This window comes from Megasphaera sp. UPII 135-E (assembly GCF_000221545.1).
GTDB classification, from domain to species: Bacteria; Bacillota; Negativicutes; order Veillonellales; family Megasphaeraceae; genus Megasphaera; species Megasphaera hutchinsoni.
Genome location: NZ_AFUG01000007.1, coordinates 113,442 through 137,896 on the forward strand (window position 1 = coordinate 113,442; position 24,455 = coordinate 137,896).

The 24,455-nt window shown below is 42.3% G+C and carries 17 protein-coding genes and 1 pseudogene; all 18 read right to left on the reverse strand.

Features of this window, described 5'->3' with window-relative positions; all coding sequences use genetic code 11:
• Positions 1-10: 10 nt before the first annotated feature.
• Positions 11-3,070, reverse strand: a complete 3,060-nt coding sequence (locus HMPREF1040_RS01340; RefSeq protein ID WP_007392088.1) for a type III restriction-modification system endonuclease — start codon at positions 3,068-3,070, stop codon at positions 11-13.
• A 15-nt stretch (positions 3,071-3,085) separates the two neighbouring features.
• A complete protein-coding gene (locus HMPREF1040_RS01345; protein ID WP_007392095.1) occupies positions 3,086-4,951 on the reverse strand; it encodes a site-specific DNA-methyltransferase in 1,866 nt (621 codons plus the stop codon).
• A 1-nt stretch (position 4,952) separates the two neighbouring features.
• Entirely contained in the window at positions 4,953-5,609 is a 657-nt protein-coding gene (locus tag HMPREF1040_RS01350) for a DUF4391 domain-containing protein (protein WP_007392058.1), read from the reverse strand.
• Between the two features lie 13 nt (positions 5,610-5,622).
• Entirely contained in the window at positions 5,623-8,850 is a 3,228-nt protein-coding gene (locus tag HMPREF1040_RS01355; RefSeq protein ID WP_007392106.1) for a helicase-related protein, read from the reverse strand.
• 578 nt (positions 8,851-9,428) lie between these two features.
• The gene (locus tag HMPREF1040_RS01360; protein WP_071777852.1) at positions 9,429-9,722 is read right to left on the reverse strand and encodes an AAA family ATPase; all 294 of its coding nucleotides are present in this window, start codon (positions 9,720-9,722) and stop codon (positions 9,429-9,431) included.
• Positions 9,713-10,000: a GIY-YIG nuclease family protein gene (locus HMPREF1040_RS01365; protein WP_007392122.1), complete on the reverse strand. Its 288-nt coding sequence runs from the start codon at positions 9,998-10,000 to the stop codon at positions 9,713-9,715. Before HMPREF1040_RS01365 ends, HMPREF1040_RS01360 begins: the two co-directional genes overlap by 10 nt.
• Positions 10,001-10,098: 98 nt before the next feature.
• The gene (locus HMPREF1040_RS01370; RefSeq protein ID WP_007392091.1) at positions 10,099-10,797 is read right to left on the reverse strand and encodes a DUF4143 domain-containing protein; all 699 of its coding nucleotides are present in this window, start codon (positions 10,795-10,797) and stop codon (positions 10,099-10,101) included.
• Between the two features lie 39 nt (positions 10,798-10,836).
• The gene (locus HMPREF1040_RS01375) at positions 10,837-11,031 is read right to left on the reverse strand and encodes a metalloregulator ArsR/SmtB family transcription factor (RefSeq protein ID WP_255261321.1); all 195 of its coding nucleotides are present in this window, start codon (positions 11,029-11,031) and stop codon (positions 10,837-10,839) included.
• Positions 11,032-11,271: 240 nt separating this feature from the next.
• Positions 11,272-11,982 (reverse strand): succinate dehydrogenase/fumarate reductase iron-sulfur subunit, encoded by a 711-nt coding sequence (locus HMPREF1040_RS01380; protein WP_255261322.1) that lies wholly within the window; start codon positions 11,980-11,982, stop codon positions 11,272-11,274.
• Positions 11,979-13,523, reverse strand: coding sequence for an FAD-binding protein (locus HMPREF1040_RS01385; RefSeq protein ID WP_007392045.1), 1,545 nt, complete (start codon positions 13,521-13,523; stop codon positions 11,979-11,981). Before HMPREF1040_RS01385 ends, HMPREF1040_RS01380 begins: the two co-directional genes overlap by 4 nt.
• A complete protein-coding gene (locus HMPREF1040_RS01390) occupies positions 13,520-14,059 on the reverse strand; it encodes a hypothetical protein (RefSeq protein WP_007392078.1) in 540 nt (179 codons plus the stop codon). The genes HMPREF1040_RS01385 and HMPREF1040_RS01390 overlap by 4 nt, the downstream gene beginning before the upstream one ends.
• A gap of 10 nt (positions 14,060-14,069) precedes the next feature.
• The gene (locus HMPREF1040_RS01395; RefSeq protein WP_007392098.1) at positions 14,070-14,588 is read right to left on the reverse strand and encodes a hypothetical protein; all 519 of its coding nucleotides are present in this window, start codon (positions 14,586-14,588) and stop codon (positions 14,070-14,072) included.
• Between the two features lie 16 nt (positions 14,589-14,604).
• On the reverse strand, positions 14,605-16,959 hold the full coding sequence (locus HMPREF1040_RS01400; RefSeq protein ID WP_007392024.1) for a heavy metal translocating P-type ATPase: 2,355 nt from the start codon (positions 16,957-16,959) through the stop codon (positions 14,605-14,607).
• 56 nt (positions 16,960-17,015) lie between these two features.
• A complete protein-coding gene (locus HMPREF1040_RS01405) occupies positions 17,016-17,378 on the reverse strand; it encodes a helix-turn-helix transcriptional regulator (RefSeq protein ID WP_036257250.1) in 363 nt (120 codons plus the stop codon).
• A 593-nt stretch (positions 17,379-17,971) separates the two neighbouring features.
• Positions 17,972-18,862 carry a GIY-YIG nuclease family protein gene (locus tag HMPREF1040_RS01410; protein WP_007392110.1) on the reverse strand — a complete coding sequence of 297 codons (891 nt, stop codon included), beginning with the start codon at positions 18,860-18,862 and terminating at the stop codon, positions 17,972-17,974.
• Positions 18,863-19,024: 162 nt separating this feature from the next.
• Positions 19,025-22,363: an SEL1-like repeat protein gene (locus HMPREF1040_RS07650; protein ID WP_007392072.1), complete on the reverse strand. Its 3,339-nt coding sequence runs from the start codon at positions 22,361-22,363 to the stop codon at positions 19,025-19,027.
• Between the two features lie 461 nt (positions 22,364-22,824).
• Positions 22,825-23,304 (reverse strand): Csac_0668 family 2Fe-2S cluster-binding (seleno)protein, encoded by a 480-nt coding sequence (locus HMPREF1040_RS01420; RefSeq protein WP_007392035.1) that lies wholly within the window; start codon positions 23,302-23,304, stop codon positions 22,825-22,827.
• A 398-nt stretch (positions 23,305-23,702) separates the two neighbouring features.
• A pseudogene (locus HMPREF1040_RS08265) lies at positions 23,703-24,455 on the reverse strand (IS3 family transposase); the annotation flags it as partial.

Below are 24,455 nucleotides of genomic sequence, written 5' to 3' on the forward strand. Positions count from 1 at the left end.
CCTCCCATTCTTATTTCATCACCTTCTCTAACAGGGACTTGTAGCTATCGACTACGTCGTATACCACGTTTCCATTGGAGATGGCCTTAAAATGCTCTCTCGCGCAGTGAATCTTGGACTCTTCGATCAGGCGCAGCTGCATCGAACTCATGGAGCCCTTCGTCTCTGCCACGAAGTATATGTGTTTTACCTTGCCTTCGTAGAAAGCAATCGCCCAGTCCGGATTATAGTGTCCTACCGGCGTGGAAATATAGAATCCATCCGGCAGTTTCACGTAAACCGCGACATCGGTATTCGTATCAAGGTCTGTGGCAAAATCACGCTCATTCGATGAATCGTAAACGATATGATCGTAGAGATGCTTCTTTGCCTTCATGGCATTTACTCCCAGCTTGCCCTTGATGGTAGGATCGGTGAAAACATCCATGCCATAGTGCTCATCCAGCACATCATAAGTAATATGCTCAATGATTGCCGTGGCTTTCTCATCGTTGATTAACGCAGCGACTTTGACGATGAATTCCTCCGGATTGTCCTTAAACTGATTAAACACGTGCGGCTGAATACCCTGAAGGATAGCAATAACCGCTTTTCGTGTAAGGCCGGTCTCATCCACCAGTTTTCCGATGAGGTCATATTTTACATTCGAGTTTGCCGTGATGGTCACGCCATAGCTGGTAGACTCTTCCTTCGCGAAAGAAGCTCCGGCGACCAGCTCCTCTTTCGATTTGATAGTATCCATTGCGCCGGACTCTACCCGAAAGTAAATCTTTGAAACACGCAGCTTGTCATCAAGGGAATCTATAGACTTCCTGATAAGCTCATCAGTATCAAAGTCAACCACATAAACCGACTTGGAATTGATCTTTGACCACAGAGCTTTGAACTCCGGCATTGCCAGCTTATCCTCATCCACCTGAAGCTCGACATTGTTGCTGCGGGCATTTTCAGGCTGCATGCTGCGGGCATCGTAGATGGAGTCAACAATCTCAATAACAGAGGCAGCAGAGTCAGCTACTTCTTCTGCGACCTTGATTTCTCCGTTTGCCTTATCCTCGTAATACTTATCCGTCAGGACACCCTTGCGGTCGATATAGCCGTTTACAATCATGTCGTAGTGGATCGCCGAAGCAGTATCCTGATCGATAACCTGTTCATTCCCCTTATCGTCCTTGATAACCTTGCCGACAAACAGGTCAACTGTAACTGCACGCGGTCTGTCGGCAACAGCATCCGCCATCTCGGTTTGCAGTCCCTTAGCAAAAGAATCGTAGCTCTCACTGGCGATAACCGTCAGAACATTCACGTTATGAACGTCGTTTCCGAGCGCATTGGTATCCATACGCTCTCCGTCCTGATTGACGCAAAGGCGCAGTCCACGGCCTACTTCCTGACGCTTGCGTACATCACTACCGGACTGCTTCAGCGTGCAGATCTGGAATACATTAGGATTGTCCCAGCCTTCGCGCAGCGCAGAGTGTGAAAAAATAAAGCGCACCGGCGACTTCTTCGGATCACGGTCAAGGAGCAATTCCTTATTCTTCATGATCAGCTCATAAGCGCTCACGTCATCCGAGGTGGTTTCTTTACGAGCAACCTTACTGTTGATCATGTGGCCTTTCTTATCGATAGAGAAATAACCGGCGTGCGTTTTGTCTGCAGGTATAGCCGCGAGATATTTCATATACTCGTCATCGCCAATCTCCCTCTGCATGTTGCTGATGACGTCCCGGTATTCTTCCTCGAACATTGTGGCAAAGATACCGTTCTGCGCCTGTCCTGCTGTATCGTAAATTCTGTAATGTTCTACTTCATCAATGAAGAACAGCGACAACACCTTGATGCCCTTATAAAAGAGCTGACGTTCCCTCTGAATATGCGACAGAATCGTCTCTCTGATCTGGATACGGCGCAACTGGTCTTCGTCAACCGCACCTATCACATCACCGGCGTAAATCTTGATGCCGTTCAGGAATTCCACGGAGTCGTCACGACCATCGATCTGCTTTACCACAAAACCGTTTTTATATTCTTCCAGCCCACCGGAATAGTCGTAGAGATTATCTCCGATTTTCACGACGCGGCTCTTTTTCTTCAGTGTACCGCCGGCCATTTTGACCTCAAACTGCAGCGTGGCAGTCGGATCACTCTTGGAGAGATTCAGACCTTCCAGATAGAGATAGCCGTCCGTAGCTGTGCTGCCGGTCTCAGTGATGCCCTTGACGGCGATTTTCTTAACCAGACGCTTGTTGTATGCTTCCATCGCATCCAGCCGATAAATCATGTTGTAAATGCTGTCCGATTTATGCGTAGCGGAATAACGTAGCGTCAAGAGCGGCTGAAATTCCTTCAGGCGTTCCTTTGTCTTCTTACCCTCCACGGACTGCGGCTCATCGATTATCAGGATCGGATTCGTTTTCGCAATGATGTCAATCGGCCTGCGGGAACGGAACTCGTCCAGCTTCATATAAATACGTCTTGCATCCTTGCCCTTGGCATTGAAAGCCTGCGAATTGATAATCATGACATTGATGGAGCTGTCGGAAGCAAAGCGGTCAATCTCCGTGAGCTGTGCAGAATTGTAAATAAAGAAACGGATCTTCTTTCCGTACTCCTCTGCGAAGTGCTCCTGCGTCATATGGAAGGACTTATACACTCCTTCACGGATGGCGATGCTCGGTACGACAATAATGAACTTGCTCCAACCATAGGCACGGTTCAGCTCATACATGGTCTTGATATAAGTATAGGTTTTGCCGACACCGGTCTCCATCTCGATTGTGAGATTGAAGCCCTCGCTGCGGCCTTCCAGCTTCGATGAAGGCCGGATCTGATTTGTACGCTGTATTTTCTGTATATGTTCCAGAATAAGATGGTCGGAAAGCTCCGGCACAATCTTTTGATTACTCCAACCGGTATAATCTCGTTCCTCGTTCAGTCCAATCTGAAACATACCAGTTCCTCTGTCCATCATATAGGTAGGCGTCAAATAAGGCTGACCTGCAAATACATCCACGACAGCCTTGGCAGCATCGGCTTGGAATTTTTGATGTTTGTATTGTATCCTCATGCGGATGCCACCTCCTTAAATCACTTTGACCCTTGTATCCGGTGCCAGCATTTTGAAAATTTCACCGACATTAATCTTGGAAGGGCTGTTAGCAAAGCTGCTGTCACGGAATACTGCTCGAAGTGGCCGTCGCTTGGCGATTTCCTTAATTACGCTATCAGGAATATTTTCGTCAAAGCAAGCTATCAAGTCACCGTCGTTATAGGTATGCACGGTGCAGCCTTCAATTTGCTCTGATGTGTAAGGCATGGAAAGCGGGAGTCCCCATTCAAGCAGACAACCGAATAACAGGTCAAGGTCATTACGGTCTGACTTAACATTAGATTCCAGAAAGGACAGCATGTCCTGATGGTACTCTCCGGCAGAATAATACACATCGTTCATATTGCTATCATCAAGTTTGAATACACGGAAACCGCCGTCAAAGGCAACTGCGGGATTTTCCTCTGCGATTTTCTTTGCGGCGCGGCGGATGCGCTCCTTGCCGATTTCACAGATGGTCTTGTAGCCAGCTTTATAGGCTTCGCTCTGCTCGTCACACTTTTCGGGGAGCTGCACCATGATGAACTTGCGGTGTCCGCCATCCTCGGCGTTGAGCTGCATGACGGCATGGGCGGTGGTAGCAGAGCCGGAGAAGAAGTCCAGTATAATGCTATTAGAATCAGCTGCAATTTGCAGCATTTGCTTAATGTAATTTACTGGTTTTGGGAAATCAAAAAACTTCTTATCGTCGAAAAGTGCTTTTACTTCCCTTGCTGCTGCTTGGTTATGACCAACTTCGTCACTTAACCACAAAGTATTCGGTGTTCTTCCATCTTGCACTTCGGTCAAGAACCTTTTCTTTCGGGGGAAAGAGTTTCCATCCTCTCCAAACCAAATACGGTTATCCGCAACCATCGCCAAAAGGTTCTCTTGAGAATAAACCCAATGCTTTCCTTGAGGAACATCAAATGTTTTTCCGGTTTTAGGACTTGTAACGAGAAAATGCCCGTTGCTTCTTTCGCCACTTGCAACAAGGTCGCCGGATTGCCAACTACCTCTTGGATCACCGTCAGGATTTTTATAGCGACTATTCATCTCTTCCGTTCGAGGCAGAAGGTTGAGCTTTATTGAATCAATGGATTTTGCGTATACTAATGCGTATTCGTGATTTTCAGAGAAATATTTTGCATCGTTCTTAATACTGTGTATTTTTTGCCACACGATACATGCGATAAAGTTCGATTCACCAAATACTTCGTCACAGAGTTTCCGAATATTTTGCTCTTCGTTGTCATCAATTGATACAAAGAAGAGTCCATCATCCGTCAGCAGATTTCTCGCCAGCATCAACCTTGGATAAATCATACTGCACCAGTCGGAATGAAAACGTCCGTTGGTGTCGGTATTCTTGAACAGGCGGTTTTCGTCCTCGTCATACATTCCCATCTGCGCGTTTTCTTCTTCCTGCGAGCGCATGAAATCGTCGGCGTAGATGAAGTCGTTGCCGGTGTTGTACGGCGGGTCGATATAGATCATCTTGACCTTGCCGAGATAGCTCTCCTGCAACAGCTTGAGAACTTCCAGGTTGTCGCCCTCAATGTAAAGGTTTTCGGTAGTATCCCAGTTAACACTCTCATAGGGGCAGGGACGCAGTGTCTTACGGATAGGCTTATTGGCCTCAACAATGGTCGCCTTCTTGCCGACCCAGGTAAACTCATAGGCCTCGTCACCTTCCAGAACATCTCCGGAAAGCATCTGGCGGAGCAACTCAAAGTTGATAGCCCTCTTCAGCTTGCCGTTTTCATCAACGGTTTCTGTAATGCAATTTGGGAAAAGTTCAGCAATCTTGTCTACATTGCTTTGAGTCTGGTCAAATGATTCCATTCTCATTTTCTCCATATCAGAGTTCCTCCAGTTCTTTCTTCAGTTTCTTCAGCTCCGCATTCAGCTGCACCTGCTTGTTCAGCTGTTTTTCCTTGCGGACTTTCGTTTGCAGTGCCGCGACCTGCTTTTCCAGCTCCTGCCTGCGGTTATCACGCTCCACAGATTCCTTCAGTGATTCCGTCTTGCCCTCTTCGGAGCGGAGTGCGTCACCGGCAATCTGCCGCACAAAATTTTCATATACCTTATCGACGCTTAAGCCTTCCACCTTCAGAGGCAGCTCGGTTTCCGGGAGCCAGTCTGTGTGGTAGTAGGTGCCTACCTTAAAAGCATTGGATCCGAAGGCCGCTGCCTCCTTGTATGCTGTCCACGCCTGATACTTGCCATCATACTCCAGTAGGAACAGGATGTGGTATGGTATCTCTTTATCTATCTGCCGGAGGACAGATTCATCGAGCTGTTGCCCGTTTAGCTTTACCTCAAATACCTCCAGCTCCGTCACGGTGTCTCCGGCTGCAAGATTCATAGTTGTCGCAGTCACTTTGTTGCGCCAGTAGATCACCTTGATCTGTTCTATGAACACTCGCTTTAACGTCGGCGATACAGAAATGTTCTCATAGAATTTCTGCTTCGGTATGCGCCGGTTAAACTCCGTGCTCTTCGGTAATCCAATCACCGGATACACCTCCTCATTTCACTACTAAGAAGCAAATAAGCTCAAAGTCGTCCAGTCCATTGATCTCTGACATCAGGGCAGAAGTCCCTCCAGCAGAGAACAAGCTGTCAATATCGCTTTCTTCCTTCACATCGATGATGGAATTGACCGCATCGGAAAGAAGCTGCGAAACCTCCTCCATGTTCCTTCCATCATCAGTTTCCTTATTGAATTTCTCGCACAGCGTCAGAATCGGTTCGGACTTACCCCGACACAGCAGCCGGACGGTATCCAGCAGCTTCTTCGGATTCAGATAATCGCAAACAATGTCTCCATCTACACCGATATACACCATGTAGAACGGGTGAATGCGATTCTGGTTATCAATATTAATGCTGTTGTTGATGTTCCGCAGGACAAAGATCACGCCCTCCGGATTCTCTTCCGTAGCCGGAACTACTGCATGCAAGCCTTTTGGCTTCGTACTAAGGTCATGTGTCTTTATATATTCCAGAAGGTCGAGCCGGAACTCATTGAGTCCCAGATCCATGATGGAAATGCCTGTCGACATATCTTCAATATCCACGACCTCTTCTTGCAGACGCTTCAGCTGCTGTTTTCTGTATTCGAGATCGCCTTTTTCTTCCGGATTGATCAGGTTATCGTCACCGGTCGAAGTCATGACGGAAATCTTCATTCTGGTCTCAACGCGAGACTTCAGGTTGATGTAATCATCCAGCGTCATGTCCGGCCAGAAGTTTACCAGCTGGATATACTGGTTCCTGCTGCCAATACGGTCAATTCGACCGAACCTCTGAATAATGCGCACCGGATTCCAGTGAATGTCGTAATTCACCAGATAGTCGCAGTCCTGCAAGTTTTGACCTTCAGAAATACAGTCCGTAGCAATCAGGATATCAATTTCCTTCGTGCTGTCCGGCATCAGAACGTCACGGCTCTTTGATATAGGCGAGAAGCAGGTCAGCACATTATTGAGCGTGGCTTTTAGGCCTTTGATGGTAGTCCGTCCGTCAATGCTTCCGGTAATAACCGCTGTATCCAGACCATAGTTTGATTTCATGTAGGCAGACACTTGATCGTACAGATATTCTGCCGTATCAGAGAATGCGGAGAAGATCAGCACTTTCTTGTTGCCCTCATTGATTGGATGCTTCATTTTCTCATCCAGCAGGTGCAACAAGGTCTGCAGTTTCAGGTCATGCTCCGGTGTAACATCTGCGATCATAAGCGTCAGAAGCTCAAGCGTATCTGCATCGTGCTGCAGCTCATCTCGCCATGTTTTATAGTCCATATCGGCAAGGTCAATCTTTACCTTTTTGCCGACGGTGAAGTAATCGTTATTCTCGTCATCAATATCAAAATCGCTGTCCGAAGCCTCATACATGTCCAAATCAGCTTTTCCGTTTTTCTCAAAGCTGTCAATGGCAGTGATGGTGCTCTTTATCAGCTCCAAAATTCTGTTCAGCGTCAAATTGAAGGAATACACAGAGCTTTCCAGACGCTTCAGGAGGTTGATACTCATCAAACGCCGGATACCTTGCTCACGGCCTTTCTGCGTGAGGTTATTTCCTTTGTTGTGCGTGAGGTCAATGTACTTCGACATCTTGCTAGGAAAGATATAATTTGATGGCGTGTAGATCACGAGCGTCAGTTGCATCAGCTGCTCGTAAACCTGGTTATAGTTTATGGCGCTCGAAAGATCGGTCATGCTCGGACGCCTTGATATAGGTTTCAGGCGCTGCGGGAACTTACCTATTTCCTCAGTGTTGTAATACTTCTCTATATGTTTTCTGGAGCGGGCAATCGTCACGCTGTCAAGAACTTCAAAGAAATCAAAATCCAGTGTGCGGAGCAATGCATCAGTTGTCCGGTCTTCCGGATCAAGCTTACTCCAGGCATTGAACGCTTTTTGAGCCAGGCGGAATATGTCTTCAATCGGCTTCTTGGTATCGAGCTTGTCATTGATAAACTCTGAATTTCCTTCATAGGCAATGGCCAGCTGATTTTTAAGATCAGTAAAACGGTTATTGACCGGCGTGGCAGACAGCATCAACACTTTCGTTTTCACGCCTGCCCGGATGACCTTATCCATTAACTTCACATAGCGGTTCTCCTGCGTGTTGGCATGAGTGCCTGCACCATTTCTGAAATTGTGAGACTCATCGATGACCACAAGATCGTAGTTACCCCAGTTCAATCGATCAAGGTCGAGGCCATTAGAAAAGCCGCCAGAACGAGAAAGGTCGGTATGAAAGAGAACATCATAATTCAGTCGGTCTGATGCAATCGGATTATTTACATAGTTATCCTTGTAGGTATTCCAGTTTTCCGATAGCTTCTTCGGGCAGAGGACAAGGACAGTTTTATTCCTGTTCTCGTAATATTTGATAACCGCCAGCGCAGTGAAGGTCTTGCCAAGACCGACGCTGTCAGCAAGAATACAACCGTTGTATCTCTCCAGCTTGTTGATGATCGCAAGTACCGCGTCCCTCTGGAAGTCATATAACATGCTCCAAATTTTGCTTTGCTTAAAACCAGTCGCCTCATTCGGCAGAACGTCCTCTGAAATATCATCAAGGAATTCACTGAAAACATTGTAAAGCGTCATGAAATAAATGAATTCCGGCGAGTTCTCATTGTAGGCCGTACTGATATTTGAAATGATGACATCGGTCACGTCCTGCATCTTATCTTTGTCATTCCAAAGCGACTCAAAAAGCTGCATGTACTGCGTGGAGAACGGTGCCTCCATACGGTTGACCATGTTGTAGCTATTATTGCCACGCTCGCAGCCGATATCAACAGTCGTGAAACCGTTCATCGGCATATATGCTACTTCTTCCGCAGGAGCATTGACGGTCATAAAGCCGCCCATGTTCTCACCGGTAACGTTAGACTTAAAGGTCGCCTTGCGCTTTATCCAATCTGCGCATTCCTTGGCAATGGCCTTCTGCGTCATCTCGTTACGCAGCTTTATTTCAAATTCTGTACCATACAGGCTGCTCTCACGACTGAGGCGTGGAATGTAAAATTCCCGCTTTTGCTTCTCGGCCTTCTCCTTGATAAATGTCGGAGACGTGAAAATAAAACGGAACTCATCAATGCTTTCAAGCCGCTTCTTCAATTCACTATAGGCATACATAGAAAAGCAAGCCGCTGCCACAGAAACCTTGCTATTCCGCTTTATCGTTTTTTCCATGTCGTCTCGAACGATGTTCGTGACATTATCAAATACCTTCATTGAGCTTGCTCGCCTTCCATATGTAATTTATTCCGTGGGCCAAATGGCGTGGACAACCTTATCCGACTTCTTCCATCATTCTCTTGTAATGCTATTCCTAATCCATCACCACGAAAATCAAGTGGAACACATCCCGGTACCGGTCGCAGTCGATGCTTTCATCGACAAAGTACATCCCTTCATTAAAAGACTCTGTATGCCGGATATAGGAGAGCATGGCCCCTGCCAGATGGTATTTCGTGTAATCTGCCCCATTCCGCCGGATTCCTCATTAATCTTTTTCTTTACAGCTTCCAGCACCTTCGTACTCATTGTGGCGCTATCGTACCCGCAAAGCTGTATGAAGTAGTGCTCCAGAATCCGGCGCATGACATTCATCGCGGGATTGGCGAATCCAGCAATTCGTATTCGCGCCAAAGCGCATGATAGGAGCCCTGTACCGGATCATAGTTTCTGTCCCTTTCGCTAATCCTACCTGCAGGAATGACACAAATTTCAACTAAAGACACGTTGTTCTTCTTGTTAATCTTGTACAGCGAAACGTATCTGTACCGGCCTACCTGATCATATACGACCTGTTAATGAAAGTAAGCGTTATGCGTCAGGATAAAGATCTGCTCGATGTACCTTCCAGCGAATATCGGATTCTCGTTTTCAACCGGATCGGCAACATTTGCACATATTCCTATCATTTCCCTGACCAGCGAACCTACGATGAAGAGGGCGCTGCTGTCCATACTTGAAACCGGATCATCGATTACGACGATCTTGTTTTTGCCAGAATCTGTTTCTGACCGCATGCCGCGAACTACATAATAGAAGTAGAGGAACGCAATGAAGTTGCGCTCGCCCTCACTTAGATTCACGGCCACTTTACCGTCATCGCGTATGACTTCATATCCGCCTTTTCTTCCGTAACATTACCGGGATTGGGTTCATTGCCGTTTTTCACGGTATACCGCCCCGTGCGGATTGCCAACTTAGTAAATTTATTTTCAAGATAGCTGATTTCTGTCGGTCCCCATGAATTATCACTCGTGGTAAACATAACGGCTTCCGTAAAATAAAACTCGTCTTTCAGATGTTCCGCCACCCTGAATAACACGCCTTCACCGTTCTTTCTGCTACCGGCTTGGCCGATATAAACCATATCTTCCTCTTCATTATTCTTTCCGAATAAAAATAAACACCGCTTTGCCGTTTTTCATCTTTTTATACGCATTTTTATTAAATCGCACGATGCTATTTCTATAAATCCAGTGCTGTTTCATCCAAGAGAAAATCCTCTACTCCAATATACAAAATTCCATCATCATCAAATCTAGGTACTATGTTGTTTCTAACTATAACAACTTTCTTAAATGAATCTCCTGTTCTTCTCAAGGATTCCGTTTCTTGTACTTGTTTTTCTTTTGTATCAACATTAAGTGCAGATTGAATATAATATCTATTACTTCCTCTATTGATAATAAAGTCTATTTCTAAATTTTTTCTAATCGTTTTTTTATTCTCATCTTTATAGTTATATTCCACAACACCAACGTCTACATTTAATCCCCTCATACGAAGTTCATTATATATTACATTCTCCATAATATGTGACTGCTCATTCTGTCTAAAATTTAGCCTTACATTTCTAAGCCCAATATCTGAAAAATAGTATTTATACGGAGATGATATATATTTCCTTCCTTTCACATCATATCTTCCGGCTTTTTCAATTAAAAAAGCATCAATAAAATAATCCAAATAATTACTTACTGTAAGCTGAGATATCTTTATATTTTTTTCTGACATAAAAGTATTTGCTAGCTTAGTTGGATTAGATAAAGAACCAATAGATGAAGATATAATATCCAACAAATCATCCATTATAGATGCATCTTTAAGAACTTTATTGCGCTCCATTACATCTTTAATATAGGTGCTTGTAAAAACATTCTTCAAATATTCACTCTTTTTTTCATGATATCTGCTCTCCTTAAATTATTTACAACAATCCCCGTCACCGCATCCAAGGCAAGTAAGGGATTCTATAAAGTGTTTGTAATTCATCAATGTCTCACAATTCAAAGAATAGTGATGCCATTTTCCTTCCTTACGATCATTCACAAGGCCGCATCCTACCAATATCTTCATATGATGGGATAAAGTTAGCTGGGTAATTTCAAATCTTTCCAAAAATTTACACCCGCACTATTCTCCATCCGACAGCATCTGTACAATTTCCAGCCTGTTCGCATCGCCCAAAGCCTTGCATATCAAAGCCACATCCATTGCATTCATATTAACACCTCACATTGATCATTGTCTATGTTCAATATAATATATACATAGATATTTATCAATGTATTTATTTTAAAAAAGAGAATCAAGTTTTTGATTCTCTTCATACATTCATTATAGCTTTTATCATCCATTTTATTTGCCCCAAACAGCCGCTGCATTCGACCTTACAAGCAATTCTTCCACAGGCAGACCAATCGGACAAATATTATGACAAGATAACGACTTCCCGCATCCTTCAAAAAATCTCTTCTTATATTCAGCAGAAATCTCATTCAAATGAGTGCTTTCCTGTTCTTCATTCAGAATCCGAAATGCATTGACTGCAGCAACAGTGCCTGCGAAAGTCCCATTTGCAGAGAAGTTAGGACACACTTCAAGGCAACAGCCACACATCAGACAGCGTGCCGACTGGTATCTCGGTTCATGTGTCCACGAACTCATATAAGCTTCACTTTCAAGCCAAAGGTTCAGTTTTTTCAAATTTTCAAACAAATTTGACCGGTCAACGATCAAATCTCTTACAAGCGGAAATTTGCTTAAAGGTTCCAAGATGATTGTAGAACCTTTTAACGTATGTAGAAATGTAGAGCATGCCAACCTCGGACGTTCGTTAATCAGCATGGCGCAAGCCCCACATTTTCGCACCATACAGCTACATTCCCAGCTGATGGGAGTAACTATATTTCCTGAGTTATCTTTCAAAGGGGTTCTACTGTTCAATTCCTTTAGAACAGTGGCAACAGAGCTGTTTTTGCTTCCGTCATACTCAAATTCCTGCCAATAACTGTCTGATTTCTGACTCTCCTGCCGCCTGATTCTTATTTTATATACCAAGTGAATCACCGCCTTTCTGGAACAGGTACAAAGGAAATCTGTATCTGCTTTCCATCAAATCTGGCTACCGTTGTTTTAAGGTAATCATCGTCATTGCTCTTCGGATGATCCTCCCGCCAGTGTGCACCACGGCTTTCTTTTCTTGCAAGAGCACTCTTTAGAACTGCCATGCCAAGCAATGGAAGATTTCCTGTCAGCGCTTGTACCGTTTGAATCCCATTTAACAACGTATTCTCATTTCTGACAACGCCCATAGTCTCCTGCATCACTTTGTTTAATTGCTTTATTTCTGAAATTTGAGACGCTGGCGGAAAATCTATCTGTGTCGCACAAGATAGATCTACTACATCTGCCTGTTCGCATGCTGATTTTGCCGCAACACGCCCTCCGTATAACGCTCCTAACAGAGAATTTCCACCAAGACGGTTGGCACCATGATATTGGGCACAGCATTCTCCGGCAGCGCAAAGATTCTGAATCGGCGTTCTGTGCTGCTCATCCACCAGAATGCCTCCCATAAAATAGTGAATTCCCGGTAAAACAGACACCGGTTCCTTTCGTATATCTTTATGCAGATAGGTCATACAATCGTCTTCCAGACCAGATAGCTTATTTGAAATAATCTCCTCCGATATTTCCGTCATGTCAAGAAACACCTCTGATTCATGGCTGACCTTCCATATCTCTCTGGCGGTAATATCTCGTGGCATCAGATTTCCAAGCTCCGGGTATTTTTCCTCCATGAAATACCATTGTTTTCCATCTTTCATGGCAAACAACCTGCCACCTTCCCCTCTGGCCGCCTCGCTGATGAGCATGCGTTTTCCACCACATTTCACAGTTGTCGGATGATACTGGATCATCTCGCCATTTGCCAGAGGAACACCAAGCCGGAACAATTCTGCGGTGACTTCTCCTGTATTGCTCAGCGAACCCGTTGTATTTCCAAACAATCCGTGCATACCACCGGTGGCAACAATAACCGCATCCCCCGGTAATTCCACAGTCTCCTGACTGTATTCATCCCTGATTACGCAGCCACAACAAATATTGCCACACAGACGAAGTGTTAGGAAAGAATGATGGCTGAACCGTTCTACCATACCAGATGCTTCTTTCCTACGAACAGCGTCTATCATAGCTGTCATGATCTGCTTCCCGGTATCGCTCTGTGCAAAAGCAGTCCGTTTCTTTTTCTGCCCGCCAAAATTCCGCAGATCCACATCATTATAGCCACTCATGTTAAATTTAACTCCAAGTTTTAGCAGCCAGTGCACCAGCTCCGGTGCTGCCTGTGTCATTCCCCAAACTGCATTTGGATCTGCCAGACCACATGCTGCCTTTATTGTATCTGTAAAATGTTCTTCGGGACTGTCGTTTTCATCTTTTGTATTCAAAGCTGCGTTGATACCGCCCTCCGCCATAACAGACTGTGCCCGCTCTGACGGAAGGGAGGAAACCAGTTTTACATTGCATCTATTTTCCGCTGCCTGCAAAGTCGCTGAAAGTCCTGCCAGTCCAGCACCTATAATAATAATTGTCTTACTCATAGATATTGCCACCCAATATAATATAAAATAACCGCTCCCGCTATAAAAAGAAGAAGCACCGAAAGGATCAAATAAATATCACTCCTTCGTTCTTTATAACTGATGATTCCCAGTGATACGAGCAATGGTCGGATATTGATAAAAATATGAACAAAGATTGCCGCTACGAACAAAAGCTGAGTTACCATCTTTACAGTTGTAAAAGGGAACAAAATATATGTCCCATTCTGCACCTTTCCAAACAAGCCAATATGGAATAACAGCAGAATCAGTATTGCCATCCCACTGGCTCGTCTCGCCCAAAATATGACTTTTTGTTTCAGATACATTTTTCCTGATTGCTTCGCTGTCTGTAAACTCTGTACCGTCAGGATGACACCAATCACCGTATGCACAACAAGAATACCAACACCAATCCATGCAAGAAGTTTCCCTGCACTACTTCCAACTCCGTTCAGCATAAAGCTGCCCATGATTCCATGAATCATAAAAATGAGAAGCATTAAAACAGACAAAATCGTATTCCATTTTCTCATAAATTCCCGCTTACCTCATTTCTTCGCTGTCCATAATCATATAGTCCATCCGTGTTAGCGTTGTAACGTCAATAAAATCATCCGATACCAGAAATACATCATACTTTCCACTTACCACTCTTGATAGCATCATTGTGTTACTGTACTCTTTCAGATCTACGAAAAAACCGGCCTGTTTCAACCTATCACAGAGTTTCTTAGCATAAATGACAAGCGGATAATCCGTCTCAGATACATATAACCGAAAACTAATGTCCGTTTTCATGAGATCTGTTTCATTTGTTTTCGAATCGTCCAGTGCCAATTCTTTTAATTTATTCCGGGTGTTCTCATTGTCGAGACCATCTGACATCATATTAATACCGAGAACATAAGAGCCTTCCAACTGTGCGGCGGCTTGGGCAGCTTTTTTGGCTTTCGGTGTTACTCCTGTGACTGCATCAATCATAGAGGGCGGTGAGTGCAAAAGTACACCGAAACCTGCAAGAAAAACAATTGTAACTGCTAACAGAATCAATTTCCGTTTCACATTGCCACCTCGTTTCTTATTTTTTTAAAATCCTCATTGCGTTCAAAACGGCAATTATGGTAACGCCTACATCACCAAATACAGCTTCCCACATTCCAGCTATACCCAGAGCACCAAGGATCAGGAACACACTCTTAATTCCAAGGGCAATCACTATATTCTGCATGACAATTTGCTTTGTCACTTTTGCCACATCAATCGCATCCACCAGCTTAGATGGTTCATCTGTCATCAGAACCACATCCGCAGCTTCAATGGCCGCATCTGAACCAAGACCACCCATTGCGATACCAACATCCGCACGAGCAAGGACAGGAGCGTCATTGATACCATCACCAACAAAAGCTAATTTGCTTCCCTGTCTCTTTTTACTGTCTAACAGCTCAACCTTTTCCACTTTTTGATTAGGAAACAGTTGTGCATAATATTCATCCAACTGCAATTCTTCCGCAACAGCCTTTCCGATTTTTTCATCATCACCAGTAAGAATGACTGTTTTTTCCACACCGATATGTTTCAAATCAGAAATTGCTTTTTTGCTGTCCGGCTTTACTTCATCTGTTATCAGAATGCATCCGGCATATTGACCATCTACTGCTACATAAACCTTTGTACCAACTTTTTCACAGGCTGTGTACTCCACATGCTCTGAATCCATAAGTTTCGTATTGCCGGCATAAACTTTCTTCTTTCCTGCCATGGCACTGATTCCATATCCGGAAATTTCCTTGTAATCAGAGATAACTGATTGGTCAATTTCTTTTCCATAAGCAGAGAGAATGGATTTTGCAATAGGATGGTTAGAAAAGCTCTCTGCCTGGACCGCATACTCCAGAACCTGTTCTTTTGAAAATCCATTGGCAGGCAGAATATCAGTCACATTGAAAACACCCTTTGTAAGTGTTCCAGTTTTATCGAACACAATAATGCTGACATTATTAAGCGCCTCTAAATAATTACTTCCTTTTACAAGAACACCTCGTTTAGATGCCGCACCAATACCTCCGAAGAAAGTCAGCGGGATTGAAATGACCAATGCACATGGGCAAGATACCACAAGGAAAACAAATCCTCTGCGAATCCACTCTGTCCAACCTCCACCAAGAAGGATTGGTGGCAGAATTGCCAGAATAGCTGCTAAGATTACAACAACAGGAGTGTAATAACGTGCAAATGTAGTAATGAAATTTTCTGTTGGTGCTTTTCTACTGGACGCATTCTCCACAAGATCAATAATCTTTGAAGCAGTAGATTCACCAAATGCTTTCGTTGTCTTAATCGTTAAAACACCCGTCTGATTCATACAACCGGAAAGTGCTTCGTCTCCTTTATGAACGCTTCTCGGAACCGATTCTCCAGTTAAAGCCCTCGTATCCAGCATAGAATCTCCATCCAATACCACACCGTCTAATGGGATTTTTTCACCAGGCTTTACAATAATAATCTCGCCAATGGCAACACTTTCAGGAGATATGGTAATCAATTCTCCGTTCCTTCTGACTGTAGCACAATCCGGACGTATATCCATTAAATCTGATATAGATTTTCTGGAACGCGCAACAGCCAATGACTGGGAAAATTCACCAATTTGATAGAACAGCATAACAGCAACTGCTTCCGGATATTCACCAATGACAAAAGCACCAATCGTAGAAACGCTCATCAGGAAATGTTCATCAAACACACGTCCCTTTGAAATATTCCTCACAGCTTGCCATACAACATCCCCGCCAAGAATAATATAGGAGACAATGAGAAAAACTAACTCGACAGGCAGTGGCACTTTCGCAAAAACTGTCAATGCCATACCAATACCATAGATTGCTGCGCCAATCGCTAAACGAATCGTCAACTTCTTGTCCTCATTGTTATAGGATGTATTGGTATCCTGTTTTTTTGCAGGTATATAGTATTCCTGTGCAATTTCGGCAACTTCTACATCTGGCTCATGGCTGTGGACAATCGTTTCAATCTGACTGGCTATTGTATTTGCGGCAACTGGAGCAACATTGATTGTCAGCGTCTGCTTCATCAAATTTACAACTGAGGATTGTACTCCATCCAATTCTCCGACTTCTTTTTCAATTTTTGCAGAACAATTCGGACAGTCCAAGCCCTTTAACGAATAACTCTTTGTAACATTCATAACGGTTTCTTCCTGAACTTCCACATCGGGCTCATGACTATGAACAATCGTTTCAATCTGACTGTCTATCGTATCTGCGGCAGCTGGAGCAACATTGATTATCAGCGTCTGCTTCATCAAATTTACAACTGAGGATTGTACTCCATCCAATTCTCCGACTTCTTTTTCAATTTTTGCGGAGCAGTTCGGACAGTCCAACCCTTTTAATAGAAATATGCGTTTCATGATAATCTCCTTATAATTTGTTTAATTGCTCAATTACTCAACTATAATATTAAAAATTATTGTTTCTGCCAAAGATGCTCAAATCCCTTGTCAATAATCTCTTTCACATGATCATCTGCCAGCGAGTAGTAAACTATCTGTGCTTCTTTACGGAATTTTACCAGATTCGCTAGGCGTAATGCCTTTAACTGATGCGAAATTGCAGATTTTGTTACCCCCAGTAGCACTGCAAGATCACATACACACATCTCACTCTGTTCTAGAGCGTGTAAGATTTGTACTCTAGTTCCATCTCCAAATAGCTTAAACAAAGAAGCCAACTGGATATAATCATCTTTTGGCTGCATCTTGGATTTCACATCATTCACAATATCCTCATGAATTACATCGCAATTACAAATATAAGACGTTTTTGACATATATTCACCTTCAAATAATAATAGTTGAACAATTACTCAACTATTATTGTACTTATTTTTAAATTTATGTCAATAAACTGATGTTAGTTCCCCATAAATTTTACAATTAAAACCAGCTCTTTATTCTTTTCTTAATCTTTTTTTCCCAGTATACCGTTTTGGCTTTCTTGTCACACTTCCTGTAAATCCCGATTTGTCAATTTCATTAAATATGAATTTTATCTTTCTCAAGTGTATACAGATATGTAATCGGATTCTATGCCGACCGATTCAACTTCAATCCAGCTATCGACTTTCCTAAATAGAATTCTTCATTCTCATCAAGTGGAAATACGGCTTTACGTTCTCATCAGGGAACTCAAACCGGACAAACCAGTACTCATATAGGGTCTTAATCATTGCAGCTAAATTATCATTTATCGCTGGGGTACAAAAAAGGCACACGTTTTAACAATATACAGCGTTTACACCCGACCTTATGGCGTTGATATGTTTCCACTTACTGCAAAATCGCTCTCAAAAAGGTACCGGTAAGCAACTTGAAACAACGATGCCGTAAACCTTTGCTACCGCCTATTGTATCCCTACATTATTTATAACGCGCTTTCCTCCAGTGTTTTCAGTGATACACCGTCTGCCGTTTTCCAATCCGTTTTACCGTTGGTCGTCATTCCCAAAATAAAAGAAGCGGCGTAAGAAGGGCTTTTGAACAAATAATTCTTGGTCAAGACACCGTCTTTAATCTCGTTATTTTGTCTGCAGCGGGCTCTCAATTTCTTGATTGTATCCGGAATGGAGTCCGCGTCCGTTTCCTCTATTCGGCTACCCGCTAAGACAACAAATCCTTCATCGGTTTGTTTGCAACATGCTTCTATCACCTTATGGGACCGCGTAATCTTACGGGTAAGTGTCAGCATCAATTCACGATCCTCCCGGTCTTCCTCTACCGGTTCCGGGGGTTTTACTAAGGGCACGAAAATCTTATACCCTAAAATGCCCAACATCAGCTTGAACTGTTCAATATACACTTCCAATTCCGCTTCCTTTTCTTCCGTAACATTGCCGGGATTGGGTTCATTGCCGTTTTTCACAGTATACCGCCCCGTGCGGATTGCCAAATTAGTAAATTTATTTTCAAGATAGCTGATTTCTGTCGGTCCCCATGAATTATCACTCGTGGTAAACATAACGGCTTCCGTAAAATAAAACTCGTCTTTCAGATGTTCCACCACCCTGAATAACACGCCTTCCCCGTTCTTTCTGATACCGGCTTGACCGATATACACCGTATCTTCATCTTCATCATTCTTTCCGAATAAAAAATAAACGCCGCTTTGCTTTAAGTGTGCCCGATCTTTACACGCATCCAAATAGGTGCGAGGGATTTTATATGCCAAACCGCGCCAACTCGGTAAGGTGCATTTAATTCTTCCCGTAACCTCCCCATCCAATAAAAACAGATTGAACGCCTTACCGCTTTTCATCTTTTTTCTCCCTCCCTATATTGGGACCCACTTTGCACTGCTGTATCGATTCTATTTTTTATCCTATTCCCAATGAGAACCGCTGCCTCCTCTGTCCCGCCGATGTGTTAAAGGCATTCCTGTCCTACATCTATATACCTGTTGCCTAATTCACAAACCCGCCTATTCTGCTCCAAACACATTCATAATTGTAATATATATAACAGATATAATTATAATGAAGACAACAATTTTTATGCCCCTTACTCTCTCAGCCCTTTCTTCTTTTCTTTTTTTTGCTAATTGTATGTAAATCTGGGCATCCGGATCCCCTTGTATCGCCGCTTTCTTATACCATTCTATCGCCTTTTCGTAATTCTGTACTACCCCTTTTCCTTCATCATAGCGCATTCCTAAATGTATCTGTGCAGTTGCATTCCCTTGGTCTGCCGCTTTTTGATACCATTCTACCGCCTTTGCATAATCCTTTGCTACCCCTTTTCCATATTGATAACATATCCCTAAATTATTCTGTGCAGTTGCATCCCCTTGTTCCGCCGCTTTTTTATACCATTCTATCGCCTTTGCGTAATCCTGTATTACCCCTTTTCCGTGTTGATAGCACCATCCTAAATTATCATATGCAGTTGCATCCCCTTGTTCCGCCGCTTTTTTATACAATTCTATCGCCTTTTCATAATTCTGTACTACCCCTTTTCCTGCTTCATAGCACCTGCCTAAATTATTCAGTGCAATGGAATCCCCTTGTGCCGCCGCTTTTTGGTACCATGCTACCGCCTGTTCATAATCCTGTGCTACTCCTTTTCCATCTTCATAACACAAGCCTAAATTATTCTGAGCTAATGTATTCCCTTGTGCCACCGCTTTTTTATACCATTCTACCGCCTTTGTATAATTCCGTACTACTCCTTTTCCATAGTGATAGCATATCCCCAAATTATTCTGTGCAGTTGCATCTCCTTGTGCCGCCGCTTTCTTAAACCATCCTACCGCCTTTTCGTAATCTTGTACTACTCCCTCTCCATATTGATAACACATTCCTAAATTATTCTGTGCAGTTGCATCTCCTTGTGCTATCGCTTTCTTATACCATTCTATTGCCTTTTCGTAATCCTGTACTACCCCTTTTCCTTCTTGATAACACCCCCCTAAATGACTCTGTGCAGTTGCATCCCCTTGTTCCGCCGCTTTTTTATACCATTCTATCGCCTTTTCATAATTCTGTACTACTCCCTTTCCATATTCGTAGCACACTCCTAAATTATTCTGTGCAGTGGCATTCCCTTGGGCCGCCGCTTTTTGATACCATTCTACTGCCTTTTTATAATCCTGTGCTACTCCCTTTCCATATTCGTAGCACACTCCTAAATTATTCTGTGCAGTGGTATTCCCTTGGGCCGCCGCTTTTTGATATTCCTCTATCGCCTTTTGTTCCTTCTGCTTTTTTTGTAATTCATCCATACTGTTCTGTGCATCTACATTCCCTTGGGTCGCCGCTTTTTGATACCACTCCACAGCTTTTGCATCATCCTGTGCTACCCCGTTTCCTTTTTCATAGCACACTCCTAACTGATACTGTGCAGCTATATGTCCTTTGACTGCCGCTTTTTGATACCACTCTCCTGCTTTTTCATCATCCTGTACTACCCCTTTTCCTTCTTCATAACACACTCCTAACTGATACTGGGCCTCTGCATTCCCTTGGGCTGCCGCTTTTTGATATTCCTCTATCGCCTTTTGTTCCTTCTGCTCTTTTTGTAATTTATCCATACTGTTCTGGGCATCTACATTCCCTTGGGTCGCTGCTTTTTGATACCACTCCACAGCTTTTGCATCATCCTGTACTATCCCAGTTCCATATTCATAGCACCATCCTAACTGATACTGGGCATCTACATTCCCTTGGGTCGCCGCTTTTTGATACCAGTCTACCGCCTTTGTATCATCCTGTACTACCACTTCATAGAACACCCCTAAATGATACTGTGCATCTACATTCCCTTGGATCGCCGCTTTTTGATACCATTCCACTGCCTTTGCGTAATCCTGTGCTACTCCCTTTCCTTTTTCATAGCACCATCCTAATTGATACTGGGCATCTACATTTCCTTGGGTCGCCGCTTTTTGATACCATTCTACTGCCTTTTTATAATTCTGTGCTACTCCTTTTCCAGTTCTGTAGCACACACCTAAATAATACTGTACCTCTGCATTCCCTTGGGTCGCCACTTGTTGATACCACTCTATCGCCTTTGCTTCATCCTGTGTACTGAATTGCTCATACCAACCCCAACTGTTTTCATAGCTCTTTTTTACTATTTCCCCCGTATTTTTTTGCCATAACACATATTGTTCAACCGAATCTACGGTAGAAAGTTTTAAGAAAAATAGGCACGGATTTTGTGTCTCACAAACTTGTTTTGCTATCGTTCGATCGCAATGAATAGTAATTGGATTCGTATCTGGCATAATATTTTTTAAAATATCTTTTCCATAGTGAAACGGCTCTATACGAATCGGCAACAGTTGCTGTTTCAGGTCATACCGATTGCGTATAGGTATTCCCTCTCCCATAGGTAATAACGGCATTTGCTGTATTCTTTGTTTAAATTCTTCCTCGTCTTCATAATAAAATTTTTCCCAACAAATAGGCTGTACCGCAATATTTTCGATACCGTTTTTCAAATATACTCTACTATAATCGTAACAAATTTTTTTCTTATATACTTTTAAACCCGCTACCAATTCACTGTCTATAAGTTGCTGTTCCGTTGCCCCTTCTATATAAAAGGCTTGTATTTCCGAGTGCTGAATTTTATCACTATAATCCATATGATGAATCAAAAAATTAATTTGTGTATACTCTTCGATTCTTCGTGCATCCAAAATCCCGTACCCGATATGAATACACTCCATATTCTTAATTCGTTCTTTATATTCTTCGTCCGTTTCAAAAACATCTTTTTCCCATATATCGGGTTTAGCTAAAGCTGTACTCGAAAAATCTCCACGACGATCCCGCCCTAACGGATCAATACCGTTATAATGTTCCTCCTTAATCGAATTTACCTTTTCTTCCCATTCCCCTATAGAGGCCAAATAGTTTTTTACCGCAACTACCTTATCCGCAGCAAATTGATTCAGCTCATATTTCTTACCTTTAGTAATACCGTACCACAACGTTAATATCATTAATTTGTCCAAACACTCATTCAACCGGCTTTCATCTATGGTAATAGCATTATGGATGCTTTGATTGACTATACAACGAAGTTCATAAAATTTACGCCCCGTATCCGCATTTAAAATATTGCTGTTTTCTAATTCCTCTATACTTTGAAACAGCTCCGGACTTTGTCCTCCTAAATCATGTACCATATATTCCAGTGCCTGTCGTATTTTTAATAAACCTATATCATTTTCCGACTGCTCCGCCTGTATACATATTTCATATAACTCTCCGAAATCTTCTTTCAAAAAACCGAACCGAGATTCTGTCATGATTTAATCCTCCTGTTCTTTTCCTTCTGAAAATATGAAAATCTAAATATATGACCTATATAAATACATAATTTTATTACCTAAAGTATACCATACGTCTTAAATATGAATACCTATGTGGCACGTTGAGAAAATCCCCGATTTATCCCCCGAGGGGAGGGTGCAAAAGGGTGCACTTTTTAACGATATACAGCTTGTACACTCGACCTTATGGCGTTGATATGTTTCCGCTTACTGCAAAATCGCTCTCAAAAAGGTACCGGTAAACAGTCGGGTTATAAACCTTTTAACGATAGCACCTGAAAACCATTGCCCCACAAGGGCTTCTATGCACCCTCCTAATCCGTCCGGGACATTAACGCAACACTCTCGACGCCTATGGTTATGGGGAACATATCCACGCTCGTAGATGGAAACATATCAAAGATTGGCTCTCGTTTGTAGGAACATATCGACTGTAATTATTTCATTTTCAAGCCTTTATCGATAGCTTCCTGAATAATCTTATGACAACAAACTCCCAACGGATTGTTTTCTTTACAATTAGAATTTTTCATTGCCCCAGTGATGGCATTTACTTCTTTTACGGATTTCGTGCCATGCTTTACAGCTGCTTCAATTACCTGATTTTCTGTGACTTCGCTACAATAACAAGCATACTTAGGATCTGCATCTTTCTTAAACCAGATAGGAACTCTAACTTGGTCTTTCAAGAATTTTATTTCATTATCTAAGTTATAGTAAACAACGTCGCAGTCCTCGTTCATGCAAATCTTATATTGATCTCCGTTAACAGCATTACGATAATCATCTACCACTAGATGTTCAACAGTTACTTTACTAACGGAAATCCCTTCATTATTACATACAGGACAATTGTCTTTAATTTGATCCGGCTTTTCTGTTTTGCATCCACAACAACATTCATTATTAATCTTCATATTCTTAGCCTCCATATTTTCATTATAATTTCTTTTTTAAACTAGGTAAAACCAATTTCATATACTTGTCATTTATTAATAGCGTCAAACATTTTAGCTGGTGTTAATTTACTTAGCTCCCTGTTGTCAGCCAACGCACGTGTAGCTTTTTTGTGTATAAACACATCAGCGTCATGTTACCCATTGCTCGGCATTCTTCTAATGAACCCAAATACATGGAATGGCAACCCTTTTTTAGACAATTTATAACCGAACATTATCAAGCTTGAAAGTTTCTTTAGATTATAAAATATATTCTCAGACAATCAAGGGTAAAGGCTTCGCCCAAATTTCGTTAAAATTTGCCCTTGACAGTCTGTTCATATATTTTATTTAATTTATGAAACTTCCAGAGCTTTTTATTCTGCTTTTCTATATTCTACTGGTGTTTTATATCCTAAAGATCCATGAATTCTTAGGTTATTATACCAATATACGTATTCTGCTAATTTTAGATTAAGTTCTTGGAAATTAGTAAAGTTCTCCTGATATATGAATTCTGTCTTCATTACTTTATTGACTGCTTCGCTTACTGCGTTATCATATGGGCTTCCTTTTTTACTTAGCGATCTTTTTATCCCAAATACCTTTAATATTTCTTCTATTTTTATATTTTTAAATTCTCTTCCTCTGTCTGTGTGAAATATTTTTATACGATTTAGTGGCTACCTTATTGAGTAAAATGCTTCTGCTACTAGATTTGCATCTTTGTTTTTACCTGATGAGTATCCTATTATTTCACGGCTGTTTAAGTCTATTATTAAACATATATAATTCCATGTTTTTCCTACTCTTACATATGTTAGGTCGCTTACTATTGCTTCTAAATAGTCTCTATTGTCAAATTATCTATTTAAAAGGTTAGGGATGTCTTCTTCGTTGCATTTGGATCTTATTACTTTATATTGTGCTACTGTATAGTTTGAGACTAGGCCATTTTTCTTCATTATTCGGCCTATTTTTCTTCTCGATATTTTATATCCAATTTTCCCTAGTTTTTTTTATTTTGCGTGTTCCATAGTTGTTTCTACTTCTTCTGAATATTTCTTTTATTTCTTCTATTAGTTTTTCATCTTCATCTAATTTCACTTCTTTTTCTTTGTTCAAATGTG